This window comes from Yersinia pekkanenii, from assembly GCF_001152565.1.
GTDB classification, from domain to species: Bacteria; Pseudomonadota; Gammaproteobacteria; order Enterobacterales; family Enterobacteriaceae; genus Yersinia; species Yersinia pekkanenii.
Genome location: NZ_CQAZ01000043.1, coordinates 23,059 through 33,852, shown reverse-complemented (window position 1 = coordinate 33,852; position 10,794 = coordinate 23,059). Strand labels below are relative to the sequence as shown.

The window sequence follows — 10,794 nt, the reverse complement described above, 5'->3', positions numbered from 1 at the left end:
GTTCGAGCCCCGTCCGTTCCGCCACTTATTTAAATTATGCCTGCTTATCTTAGCAGGCATAATGTTAAGCGTAATTTAGGGGCGTAGCTCAGTTGGTAGAGCACCGGTCTCCAAAACCGGGTGTCGCGAGTTCGAGTCTCTCCGCCCCTGCCATATAAATAACCCTTCGTGAAAACGAAGGGTTTTTTTATGACAAAAAACTGCCATTTAGTCTGTTTTTCGTACCCTTTCCGTATGTTTTTACCTTTCTCTTTACTCCTATTCTGGTATTTATCCCTATATATTCACTTCATACTTTTAATCCATTTCATCGATTCAAAAAATATCCCTCGCTCGATCATAAACCGATGTTAGTAACATTTATTTTTTATAATCCCGACAAAATCTTAAAAGGTAACGTTCCCAAAACAGACCTATTTGGCTGAATTTATGTACAAAGCGATTGTTATTCTGTGATGTGACGTTGCTCATTATTACTTTCACAAAATGTACTAAAACTAATTAACATTTTAGCGATCAGGAAGCTCACCTTAAAAAAACATCATGTGCTTTTAGAACGACATTATCTGCAAATTAGCCGAGGTTCAGGGCAATCAATGTCCTGAGTGATCTTTTTAACTGTTCTTCGGAATGGTAATGAGTCAGCGGCTCGACGATGACAAGTGAGGAGAGAAATATGTACAGGCGTTTACTGTTAGCAGCAGCTGTCACAGCGGCAATGTGTAGTGCAGTCCAGGCAGCTCCGTTAGTCGTGGGGTTTTCTCAAATAGGTTCAGAGTCCGGTTGGCGCTCTGCGGAAACTAAGGTTGCTAAACAAGAGGCGGAAAAACGCGGAATTACATTAAAAATTGCGGATGCTCAACAAAAACAAGAAAACCAAATTAAAGCGGTGAGATCGTTTATCGCTCAGGGTGTTGATGCCATTTTTATTGCCCCTGTAGTTGCGACTGGTTGGACTCCAGTTTTACAGGAAGCGAAAGAAGCCAAAATCCCAGTCTTCCTACTTGACCGTATGATTGAGGTGAATGACCCCTCTTTATATACCGCAGCAGTGGCTTCAGACAGCGTATATGAAGGTAAGGTTGCAGGAGAGTGGCTACTGAAAGATGTGGCAGGTAAACCTTGTAACGTGGTTGAACTGCAAGGCACCGTTGGCTCCAGTGTGGCAATTAACCGTAAGAAAGGTTTTGCTGACGGGATAGCCTCGGCACCTAATGTGAAAATAATCCGTTCTCAATCAGGGGATTTCACCCGTAGTAAAGGTAAAGAGGTAATGGAAAGCTTCATTAAAGCGGAGCAAAACGGTAAGAATATCTGCGCTGTCTATGCACATAACGATGATATGGCGATTGGTGCCATTCAAGCCATTAAAGAAGCTGGTTTGAAGCCTGGTTCAGAAATCAAAATCGTTTCTATCGACGGTGTTCCTGATATTTTCAAAGCCATGAGTAACGGTGAAGCAAACGCTACTGTTGAATTAACGCCAAATATGGCCGGTCCTGCTTTCGACGCATTAATTGCGTTGAAGAAAGACGGCACTCAACCTCCTAAATTTATCCAGACAGAATCCCGCCTGTTGCAGTCAGATACAGCTAAACAGGAATATGAATCTAAGAAGAGCCTTGGTTATTGATTCAAAAGGCGGGGTTGCCCCGCCTACTTTCGTCACCTGTATTTGGGCAATATTTGAGTCGTTTTTGAACGTGGGTACATCTGATGGAAACACTGCTAGAAGTCCGTGGCTTGTCGGTTGAATTTCCTGGTGTTAAGGCATTGGACTCCGTGGATTTTTCTCTACATCGCGGTGAGGTTGTTGCACTATTGGGAGAAAATGGCGCCGGAAAATCAACATTAATTAAAGCGCTAACTGGGGTTTATAAACGAGCCGCCGGTGAAGTTTATTTAGATGGCAAGGCGATTTGTCCCATTGATACTGCTGATGCTCAAAAAATGGGGATTGGTACCGTTTATCAAGAGGTCAATTTACTGCCCAATATATCGGTTGCGGCAAATCTATTCATTGGTCGTGAGCCATTACGTTGGGGGTTAATTGATCACCGCACGATGAACCAACAGGCAGAGAAACTGCTGACTGGCTATGGCCTGACATTCGATGTTCAGCAGCCTTTAGCTAACTTTTCTATTGCAATACAACAAATAGTCGCAATTGCTCGAGCGGTTGATCTGTCAGCGAAGGTGCTGATTTTGGATGAGCCGACGGCAAGTTTAGATGCCAAAGAAGTCAGTATGTTATTGGATATTCTCCGTCAGTTGCGGGACCAAGGTATTGGCATGGTGTTTGTGACCCATTTCCTCGATCAGGTCTATCGGATCAGCGATCGCATTACGGTTTTGCGTAATGGCAAACTTGTCGGTACTAAAACTGCAGCAGAACTTCCCCGTATCGAATTGGTTCAGATGATGCTGGGCCATAGCTTTGATGAGCAATTACTGAAACGTGGTGAACATAATATTGTCGCAAGCAACCCACTGGTTGAATTTAAAAACTATGGTCGGCGGGGTGTAGTAGAGAGTTTTGATTTGTCGGTTTCCCCCGGTGAGATTGTCGGATTGGCGGGGTTATTAGGCTCTGGGCGTACCGAAACTGCACAGTTAATTTTCGGTGTAACCACGCCTGATACCGGAGAGGCCAAAATACAAGGTAAGCCGGTTAAAATCAGAACACCGCGTAAAGCATCGAAACTCGGTTTTGGTTATTGTCCGGAAGATCGCAAAACTGACGGTATTATCGGTGCTGCAACGGTGCGGGAAAATATTATCCTGGCCCTACAGGCACAGCGTGGGTGGTTAAGGCCGCTTTCAATGCGTGAACAAACTCAGATTGCTGAGGATTTCATCCAGCAATTGGGTATTCGTACTCCAGGCCCTGAGCAACAAATTCAGTATCTCTCCGGTGGGAACCAGCAAAAAGTTTTATTAGCCCGCTGGCTGGCCACCAAACCTCGTTTTTTGATTTTAGATGAGCCGACGCGCGGTATTGATGTGGGGGCTCATGCTGAAATTATTCGGTTGATTGAGAAATTATGTGATGAAGGGTTGGCGCTGTTAATCATCTCTTCCGAATTAGAGGAATTGGCAGGTTATGCCGATCGCGTCATTGTTCTACGCGACCGTCGGCATATTGCACAACTCGGTCATGATGAGATTTCCGTTCCTGCCATTATGCAGGCGATCGCGGTGCAATAAGGAGTTACCTCATGGGAAATAGGAGCCTGTCAATGCCGCAAAGACCGCGCAAAGTTAGATGGGTCTTACCGAAAGGTGCCACTCAGTTTGGTGCTCTGGCTGTTATTTTATTGATTGATAGTTTGGTCGCCCCACACTTTTTCTCGATTCATATTCAGGATGGCCGCTTGTTTGGCAGTGTCATTGATATCTTAAACCGAGGCGCACCCGTTGCTTTATTGGCGCTAGGAATGACATTAGTGATCGCCACCGGTGGCATCGATTTATCGGTCGGTGCGGTGATGGCAATTGCGGGGGCGACAGCCGCAACATTGACCAGTGCAGGATATTCATTACCCACGGTACTCGTCGCGGCCCTTGCCGTCGGCGCGTTATGTGGATTATGGAATGGCTTTTTAGTGGCAGTATTACAAATCCAACCGATTGTTGCCACGTTAATGCTAATGGTGGCGGGCCGTGGAATAGCCCAGCTTATTACTGAGGGGCAGATTGTTACATTTGATAGCGGTGGTCTGGCAATGTTAGGCGGTAGTACGCTGATGTACTTGCCGATGTCAGTGGTTATCGCCTTTAGCATGTTGGTTATTGTTTGGCTATTAACCCGCAAAACAGCACTGGGGCTATTTATTGAGTCAGTGGGTATCAACTTACGCTCAGCGCGTAATGCTGGCGTGAGTACTCGTCTGGTGTTGATCGCTGTCTATGTGATTTGCGGTGTCTGTGCGGCAGTCGCGGGTATTATTGTGACCGCAGATATCCGTGGTGCAGATGCTAACAATGCCGGTTTATGGCTGGAGTTGGACGCAATTTTGGCAGTAGTGATCGGTGGTGCATCTTTAATGGGCGGACGTTTTAACCTTGTGCTTTCGGTAATTGGTGCTTTGATTATTCAAGGGATGAATACAGGGATTTTACTTTCAGGTTATCAGCCGGAATTTAATCTGGTTCTTAAAGCCATTGTGGTGTTAGCAGTCTTAATTGTTCAGTCACCAATGATTTCCTTGAGGCATATCTTCCAGAGGCGAAAATAATGTTAAAGCGTAATATTCCTTTGCTGATTACTATCGCCGTTTTTATCCTGGGATATGCTTTCTGTCTCAGCCAGTTCCCCAGTTTTTCTTCCACCCGGGTATGGTGTGATTTACTGACTGATAATGCCTTTCTGGGTATTGTTGCCGTAGGCATGACTTTCGTTATTTTATCAGGAGGCATCGATTTATCTGTCGGGTCGATAATTGCGTTTACAGGCGTATTGTTGGCGAAGCTAATCGGAGTTTATGGTATTCACCCAGTGTATGCCTTTGCCATCGTATTGATTATGGGCGCGATGTTTGGCGCGCTAATGGGGTGGATTATTGATTCACTGAAACTCCCTGCATTTATTATCACTCTGGCTGGGATGTTCTTTGTTCGTGGTATGAGTTTTATCGTTTCTGAAGAGTCGATTCCCATTGATCATCCACTTTATGCCACGCTGGCGAATTATGCCTGGAAAGTCCCCGGTGGCGGGCGATTTACGTTACTGGCCTTCATTATGTTGATGGTTGTGGTGTTTGGTATTTTGCTGGCTCATCGGACACGCTTTGGTCATAACGTCTATGCCATTGGTGGTAACAGTGTTTCTGCCGGGCTGATGGGGGTGCCGGTTAGGCAGACTACGATTAAGATTTACATGTTGTCGAGCACACTGGCTGCATTGTCCGGGATTGTTTTCTCGCTCTACACTTCAGCCGGTTATGCGTTAGCGGCCAGTGGTGTTGAGTTAGACGCTATTGCAGCGGTAGTGATCGGTGGCACCTTACTGACTGGTGGTATCGGGACCGTTTTTGGCACTCTGTTTGGTGTCTTGATTCAGGGCCTGATACAGAGCTACATCACCTTCGACGGCACACTCAGTTCATGGTGGACCAAGATTGTTATCGGGATTTTGTTATTTAGTTTTATTGCAATTCAGAAGGCGATGAGCGCTTTTTATCTGAGCCGACGATCTCGTCCTCAGTCACCGCCGCTTAATCCCGTACAGCGTCCTGGGTAGCGTTATTCATAGGTATTTTTAATAGTTGTCGGATTAATATTTGCTGGTCACTGTTTTGCAACCAAACGGCATACAGTGGCCGCACAATAGGGGCTATTTCAGTGTGAATGTTCAGGTAAGGGTATTCTTTTTGCCAATGCTCAGGCAGGAAAGCACAACCACCGGTACTTTCTAATAGTTGCCGGGTTAAATGGGCCGAGGTGGTCGTCAGTACCGGCATCTGCTCACTCTCAAATAATCGATTTTCTTGCGGATGGAAATCAGCTCCCCACTCAAGCTTGATATAAGGTGCCTCATTTGCATTTTTATGCTCGGTTTCGGCGTCAGTTTCTTTTGGTAAATCAGAGGGTGTCGATGAGAACAACCTCAGCGAAAAATGCCCTAACAGTTGGCTTGCCAGTTCATCCATTTTAGGGGATTCGGTTGTTATCAATAAATCCAGTTGCCGCTCGTGCAACTGTTTCACCAGCGATTGCCGAAGTGCAATGCGCGCCTCAAGGCGTAATGCCTCTCGCTGTTTGTATAATTGTTGCAACCACGGAGTGAGATACGCTTCCCACAACGAAGCGGTTGCACCGATGGACAACTCGGTGTGCTGTAGTGTGTGAGCGACCTCTCTTTTTGCCAACTGCCAGGTGCTCAGTAGGGTTTCAGCGTAAGAGACCATTCGTTCCCCCGCAGGGGTCAGACGAATATTATTGCGATGACGAGTGAATAAATTTGCACCTAGTTGATGTTCCAACTGACGGATACGAAAACTTACCGCCGACTGCGTTAAGTACAAAGATTCAGCTGCGCGACCAAAGTGGCGAGTTCTACTGACCTCCAAAAAGGTTTTCAGTAATTCGATATCCACACCATCTCCAATTTTTTTTATCGTTACGATTTAAATTTTTTGTTTTACACGATGTCAAGCCTATCTAATACTCCGCGCCATAAACAGCACGACCATGAGAGAATTAGGAGCGTGTCAGATGGCGGATAGCTTCATCACGACCAATCGTTTTTTTGATAATAAACATTATCCTCGCGGGTTCTCGCGTCACGGTGATTTCACCATTAAAGAGGCGCAATTACTAGAGCGCCATGGCTATGCCTTTAACGAACTCGATCTCGGGAAACGCCAGCCTGTAACGGAAGAAGAACAGCTGTTTGTTGCTGTTTGTCGCGGCGAGCGTGAACCGGTCAGTGTCGAGGAGAAAGTCTGGTCCAAATATGTGACCCGGACTCGTCGGCCTAAACGTTTCCACACCTTGTCAGGCGGTAAGCCGCAGATGGATGCGGTGGAAGATTATACCGATAGCGACGATTAATCCCCCTACCTTTCATGCTTGAAATCGCAGGGGTATTAGCGGCGCGCACTTACCCGAATCACTTACTTGAGTAAGCTCATCGGGATGTGTTTGCTGGCTGCCTACCTGCGGCTCCAAGTGCTTTGGGTATAGTATTACGGGGGCTTCTGCCCCCCTTTGTTTTTTTACCCTTTCTTCACATCAGGCTCTTATGCAATTGCAAAAGCAGCCGATCCATACAACGATAGCTCAGCGCCTCTGAAATATGACTCCTTTGGATATTATTTTCCTGAGCCAGATCGGCAATAGTCCGTGCTACTTTTAAAATATGGTGCCAGGTGCGCACTGACAGACCCAATGTCAGCAGAACTTGTTCCAGAAAGGCGGCATTCTCTGGGGTTAAATAGCAATGCTCGGCAATATCTTGGCTGCTAAGTCGAGTATTTATCTTCCCCGCTCTGTCCAATTGCCTTTGCCTCGCCTGCAATACCCGTTGCCTGACTGTCTGGCTATTTTCTCCTTGGTTTTTCTGAGCACTTAACATGCCCGCAGGCAGTAATGGCACTTCTATCGATAAATCAAATCTATCCAGAAACGGGCCTGATAGTTTTGCCAGATAGCGTAGAACTTGCTGTGGGGGTGTTCGGTTATGGACACCTTGATAATGGCCACTGGGGCTGGGGTTCATTGCGGCGATAAGCTGTACTCTAGCCGGAAAGCAAACTTTAGCGGCTGCGCGGGAAATAATAATTTCGCCTGATTCCAGTGGCTCGCGCAGTGAATCCAAGCCCCGCCGTTCAAACTCAGGTAATTCATCCAGAAACAGTACACCATTGTGCGCCAGAGATATTTCACCGGGACGGGGAATGGAGCCACCACCAACCAGTGCTGCCATCGATGCGCTGTGATGTGGCGCGCGAAAAGCCCGGCAGCGCCATTGGATGGGGAGTTCGTTACTGTGTAGCAAGCCGTTAATGGCTGCGGCCTCCAGTGCCTCCTGATCTGTCAGCGGTGGTAGCAATCCGGTTAAACGATTTGCCAACATGGTTTTTCCGGTCCCTGGTGGCCCGAGTAACAGCAGGTTATGCCCGCCAGCAGCGGCAATTTCTAATGCGCGCTTAGCCTGTGATTGTCCGATGATATCTTGCAAGTCGAGGTGGTTATCCCAATCGGTAACAGACTCCATGGGTTGACCTTGGTCGAGGGTATTTTCACCTTGCAAAAAACCACACACAGCTAATAAATGATCAGCAACCCAGTTGTTACCTCGTGGGAGCAAACCGATCTCAAGATTATTGGCCGCCGGGAGGATTAATTGCCGGTGAGACTGGCTGCTGGCGAGTGCGGCTGGAATTGCGCCGCAAACACGCCTTAGCGCCCCTGATAGAGCTAACTCACCCAAGAACTCATAGTCAGTTAATTTATCCGCAGGAATCTGTTCTGAAGCGGCCAGTATCGCTAAAGCGATAGGCAGGTCATAGCGGCTACCTTCTTTAGGTAAATCTGCTGGTGCCAGGCTGACGGTGATCCGTTTGGCCGGAAAGGTGAAGCCGCTATTGATTAATGCACTACGAACCCGATCTCGAGCCTCTTTTACCGTTGTTTCCGGTAATCCGACCAATACCAGCCCCGGTAACCCATTGCTGATATGGACTTCTACCGTCACCGGGGGGGCCTGAATACCCAAGGTGGCGCGGGTGTGAATGGTTGCCAATGACATGATGCTTTCCTTTGCCGTAATACGTCTTGGGTCGCGGGGCATCTTTTTGTGGATGCTCTGGTTGAGATGTGTGATAGCCGCGACGGTTATCAGTGCAACACAGTGCCTCAGTCCTTTTTTGAGTTCACAGAAAAAGGTTTGGTTTGCGATAATGCGTGAGATGTTTCGTTGCAATGGATGTATCGCAATTAAAAATTGCGAGGCGGGACGTAAAAAAGGCCAAACTACGAATATGGCTTTTACTGATTGATAAATAATGTGTTTGTGGTGTTTCGTGTGCGAGCTCACAGAATAATAATTTAAATATATATTGTCAGCTAACCAATAACTGTGATAACTCTGTAGGTATTCGTTCGACACTAGACAGATGAACAACCTAATTATGAAAGCGATTTTCCAAGTGATTAAGCTAGTCCTAATTAGCGTGGTGGTGATTATTATCCCACCGTGCGGGGCTGCACTTGGACGAAGAAAGGCATAAAAATCAAGCCTTAATCTCAAGAGAACCCCCGCACCGAAAGGTCCGGGGGTTTTTTTATTAGTGCGTTAAAAGACGCGAGGAACATAAAATGCACAACAGAATAAAATTCTGCTTTCCTCGCAAAAGTACGGGGAAATAACTATGAATGGTGCCCAGTGGGTGGTTCAAGCGTTACGTGCGCAGGGTGTTAGTACGGTATTTGGCTATCCGGGTGGGGCAATTATGCCGGTCTACGATGCCTTATATGATGGTGGTGTCGAGCATTTGCTCTGCCGCCATGAGCAGGGTGCCGCCATTGCCGCTATTGGCTATGCGCGCGCAACTGGCAAAGTGGGCGTGTGTATCGCCACTTCTGGCCCCGGAGCCACTAATCTGATCACCGGTTTGGCGGATGCTTTGCTAGACTCTGTTCCGGTAATTGCGATCACCGGTCAGGTGGGTTCAGCCTTAATCGGTACCGACGCGTTTCAAGAGATCGACGTGTTGGGCTTGTCACTGGCCTGTACCAAACACAGTTTCCTGGTCGAATCATTGGATGCGCTGCCGAGCATTATGGCTGAAGCATTTGCCATTGCTACCAGTGGCCGCCCTGGGCCAGTTTTAATCGATATCCCGAAAGACATTCAGTTGGCTGTGGGTGAGTTGACTCCGCACCTGATGCCGGTGGAAGAACATCTCATTGATTCTGCCGCTGAGTTACAACAAGCTTGGGATATGCTGGCGACGGCCAAAAAGCCGATGCTGTATGTCGGTGGCGGTGTTGGCATGGCACAAGCTGTTGCTGCCTTACGCGATTTTATCGAGGTAACTGGCATTCCTGCGGTGGCCACTCTGAAAGGATTAGGCGCACCGGATACCGGGCACCCTTGTTATCTGGGGATGCTGGGGATGCATGGCACCAAAGCAGCGAACTTCGCGGTACAGGATTGTGATCTATTGATCGCAGTTGGCGCGCGTTTTGATGACCGCGTAACGGGTAAGTTGAATACATTCGCCGCGAAAGCAAAAGTTATCCATATGGATATTGACCCGGCGGAACTGGGTAAACTGCGTCAGGTACACATTGCATTACAGGGTGATTTGAAAGTGTTACTGCCCGCCTTACAACAGCCGTTGAATATCCAACCATGGCGCGATGAAGTCATGGCCTTAAAACAGCAGCATAGCTGGCGTTATGACCATCCCGGTCAGGCAATTTATGCTCCGTTATTACTGAAGCAGATTTCTGATCGTAAAGCCCCGCAGACGATAGTGACTACCGATGTCGGGCAGCACCAGATGTGGACGGCGCAACATATGAACTTCACCCGCCCTGAGAATTTCATCACCTCCAGCGGCCTGGGCACCATGGGTTTTGGTGTGCCGGCGGCTGTTGGGGCACAAATGGCCCGCCCCGATGACATGGTGATCTGTGTCTCCGGCGATGGTTCGTTTATGATGAATGTTCAGGAGTTGGGTACGATAAAACGAAAACAGTTACCGCTGAAAATCATTTTGTTGGATAACCAGCGATTGGGTATGGTCCGACAGTGGCAGCAACTGTTTTTTGATGGACGTTATAGCGAAACCAATCTTTCTGATAACCCCGATTTCATCACACTGGCCAGTGCTTTCAATATCCCCGGCCAACGTATCACCCGTAAAGACCAAGTCGACGCTGCTCTGGATACGCTGTTTAACAGCGAAGGCCCTTATCTGCTCCAGGTTTCCATCGACGAACTCGACAACGTTTGGCCGTTAGTGCCGCCAGGCGCAGGTAATGAAACCATGCTGGAGAAAATCTCATGATGCAACATCAGCTCTCTATCCAAGCCCGCTTCCGCCCTGAAATGTTAGAGCGTGTATTGCGGGTTGTGCGGCACCGTGGCTTTCAGGTTTGTGCTATGAATATGTCGCCAATGACTAATGACGAGAATATTAATATTGAATTGACCGTTGCCAGCGGGCGACCTGTCGATTTACTGTCTTCACAGCTGAGTAAGCTTATGGATGTCGCCTGCGTCGAGATCCTACAACCTAATACATTACAGATACGCGCCTGATGCGCCAGAAGGAAAGA

General features: G+C 47.7%; 10 protein-coding genes and 1 tRNA gene. 9 read left to right on the top strand and 2 right to left on the bottom strand.

The annotated features are described in order from the left end of the window. Positions 1 to 77 precede the first annotated feature (77 nt). From AEP37_RS18220 to yjfF, 5 genes are all read left to right on the top strand, one after another. Positions 78 to 153: transfer RNA gene (locus AEP37_RS18220), tRNA-Trp, on the top strand. Between the two features lie 523 nt (positions 154 to 676). Continuing rightward, the gene (gene ytfQ / locus AEP37_RS18215; protein WP_049614681.1) at positions 677 to 1,633 is read left to right on the top strand and encodes a galactofuranose ABC transporter, galactofuranose-binding protein YtfQ; all 957 of its coding nucleotides are present in this window, start codon (positions 677 to 679) and stop codon (positions 1,631 to 1,633) included. An 83-nt stretch (positions 1,634 to 1,716) separates the two neighbouring features. Then, a complete protein-coding gene (ytfR, locus tag AEP37_RS18210; RefSeq protein WP_049614680.1) occupies positions 1,717 to 3,207 on the top strand; it encodes a galactofuranose ABC transporter, ATP-binding protein YtfR in 1,491 nt (496 codons plus the stop codon). A gap of 11 nt (positions 3,208 to 3,218) precedes the next feature. Beyond that, the gene (gene ytfT, locus AEP37_RS18205; protein ID WP_082170856.1) at positions 3,219 to 4,238 is read left to right on the top strand and encodes a galactofuranose ABC transporter, ATP-binding protein YtfT; all 1,020 of its coding nucleotides are present in this window, start codon (positions 3,219 to 3,221) and stop codon (positions 4,236 to 4,238) included. Further along, entirely contained in the window at positions 4,238 to 5,242 is a 1,005-nt protein-coding gene (yjfF, locus tag AEP37_RS18200; protein ID WP_049614678.1) for a galactofuranose ABC transporter, permease protein YjfF, read from the top strand. Before ytfT ends, yjfF begins: the two co-directional genes overlap by 1 nt. Here the strand turns inward: yjfF and hdfR are convergent. After that, positions 5,217 to 6,098, bottom strand: a complete 882-nt coding sequence (hdfR, locus tag AEP37_RS18195) for an HTH-type transcriptional regulator HdfR (RefSeq protein WP_049614677.1) — start codon at positions 6,096 to 6,098, stop codon at positions 5,217 to 5,219. The genes yjfF and hdfR overlap by 26 nt on opposite strands. Before the next feature lie 118 nt (positions 6,099 to 6,216). Here hdfR and AEP37_RS18190 point away from each other — a divergent pair, with 118 nt between their 5' ends. Next, on the top strand, positions 6,217 to 6,555 hold the full coding sequence (locus AEP37_RS18190; RefSeq protein ID WP_049563043.1) for a DUF413 domain-containing protein: 339 nt from the start codon (positions 6,217 to 6,219) through the stop codon (positions 6,553 to 6,555). Positions 6,556 to 6,730: 175 nt separating this feature from the next. On the opposite strand, the gene AEP37_RS18185 is transcribed toward AEP37_RS18190, so the two are convergent. Further along, positions 6,731 to 8,254 (bottom strand): YifB family Mg chelatase-like AAA ATPase, encoded by a 1,524-nt coding sequence (locus AEP37_RS18185; protein WP_049614676.1) that lies wholly within the window; start codon positions 8,252 to 8,254, stop codon positions 6,731 to 6,733. Positions 8,255 to 8,636: 382 nt separating this feature from the next. On the opposite strand from AEP37_RS18185, the gene ilvL reads away from it, so the two are divergent. The 3 genes from ilvL (at position 8,637) to ilvM (ending at position 10,777) form a co-directional block, all read left to right on the top strand. Then, a complete protein-coding gene (ilvL, locus tag AEP37_RS25140; RefSeq protein ID WP_072086346.1) occupies positions 8,637 to 8,735 on the top strand; it encodes an ilv operon leader peptide in 99 nt (32 codons plus the stop codon). Positions 8,736 to 8,876: 141 nt separating this feature from the next. After that, positions 8,877 to 10,523, top strand: coding sequence for an acetolactate synthase 2 catalytic subunit (ilvG, locus tag AEP37_RS18175; RefSeq protein WP_049614674.1), 1,647 nt, complete (start codon positions 8,877 to 8,879; stop codon positions 10,521 to 10,523). After that, the gene (ilvM, locus tag AEP37_RS18170) at positions 10,520 to 10,777 is read left to right on the top strand and encodes an acetolactate synthase 2 small subunit (RefSeq protein WP_049614673.1); all 258 of its coding nucleotides are present in this window, start codon (positions 10,520 to 10,522) and stop codon (positions 10,775 to 10,777) included. The genes ilvG and ilvM overlap by 4 nt, the downstream gene beginning before the upstream one ends. Positions 10,778 to 10,794 lie beyond the last annotated feature (17 nt).

What these genes read in the sequence shown, in the direction of transcription:
- ytfQ (WP_049614681.1), top strand. Translation starts at nt 677, where the DNA reads ATGTACAGGCGTTTACTGTTAGCAGCAGCTGTCACAGCGGCAATGTGT.
- ytfR (WP_049614680.1), top strand. Translation starts at nt 1,717, where the DNA reads ATGGAAACACTGCTAGAAGTCCGTGGCTTGTCGGTTGAATTTCCTGGT.
- ytfT (WP_082170856.1), top strand. Translation starts at nt 3,219, where the DNA reads ATGGGAAATAGGAGCCTGTCAATGCCGCAAAGACCGCGCAAAGTTAGA.
- yjfF (WP_049614678.1), top strand. Translation starts at nt 4,238, where the DNA reads ATGTTAAAGCGTAATATTCCTTTGCTGATTACTATCGCCGTTTTTATC.
- AEP37_RS18190 (WP_049563043.1), top strand. Translation starts at nt 6,217, where the DNA reads ATGGCGGATAGCTTCATCACGACCAATCGTTTTTTTGATAATAAACAT.
- AEP37_RS18185 (WP_049614676.1), bottom strand. Translation starts at nt 8,254, where the DNA reads ATGTCATTGGCAACCATTCACACCCGCGCCACCTTGGGTATTCAGGCC.
- ilvL (WP_072086346.1), top strand. Translation starts at nt 8,637, where the DNA reads ATGAAAGCGATTTTCCAAGTGATTAAGCTAGTCCTAATTAGCGTGGTG.
- ilvG (WP_049614674.1), top strand. Translation starts at nt 8,877, where the DNA reads ATGAATGGTGCCCAGTGGGTGGTTCAAGCGTTACGTGCGCAGGGTGTT.
- ilvM (WP_049614673.1), top strand. Translation starts at nt 10,520, where the DNA reads ATGATGCAACATCAGCTCTCTATCCAAGCCCGCTTCCGCCCTGAAATG.